The sequence below is a fragment of the Mesorhizobium sp. M7A.T.Ca.US.000.02.2.1 genome (assembly GCF_003996995.1).
Lineage (GTDB): Bacteria > Pseudomonadota > Alphaproteobacteria > Rhizobiales > Rhizobiaceae > Mesorhizobium.
Map to the genome: position 1 here is coordinate 1 of NZ_RZTT01000851.1, position 728 is coordinate 728.

Annotated in this window: 1 pseudogene; it reads left to right on the plus strand. The window is 63.7% G+C overall.

What is annotated here, in order from left to right:
- Positions 1-359 precede the first annotated feature (359 nt).
- Positions 360-728: pseudogene (locus EOD15_RS35075) on the plus strand (magnesium transporter); the annotation flags it as partial.

Below are 728 nucleotides of genomic sequence, written 5' to 3' on the forward strand. Positions count from 1 at the left end.
CCACTATTCTGGTGCAGCCCAGGCCGGTCCCAAGGCCGGTCGAAGACAAGTGGCTGCGTTTCTCGCGCCGGCTGAAGCAAAAATAACGGTTATTCCACCCCGGTCTGCCGAGGCGAACGGCGGCCGGCGATCACAGTCTCGCGATCTTGGCCGCTCGTCGGCATTTTCCCTCCTCACCGCGATTGACACGGCAAGGCGCGCTCCTATGTTGCGCCCGCTTGCAGACAGTAAAAACGCGAACCCGCAAGCGGAAAGGTCACCGCGCCATGCCTGGCGACAGTCACAGTCGAACGCAACAGCCGTCCGCCCTGACGTGACCTCACATGGTTCATGTCCTGCCGGACGGCAAGGAGTGAGCCATGAACGAATTTACCACAGTGGCAAGCGACGAAGCCGTCGCGATTGCCCGTATCCTAGCCAACGATCACGTCGCCGACATTGTCGAGGCCCTGAACAGGGAGCCTCGAGAGACCGCGACGGAACTGCTCTGTGAAGTGACGTTCGAACGTCTGGTCGAGATCTTCGACCAGCCGGAACTCGACGGCGCGTCCGAACTCATGGAGGCGCTGCCACGCGCCAAGGCGGGCAAGCTGCTCACCGCCATGTCGGTCGACCGGGCCGCCGACATTTTGCGCGAGCTCGACGAGCCGGCGCGTTCCGAGCTGCTTGGCGGACTTGCGCCGCCGCTGCGCGCAACCCTGCTCTCCATCCTCGGCTACCCCGAAGGC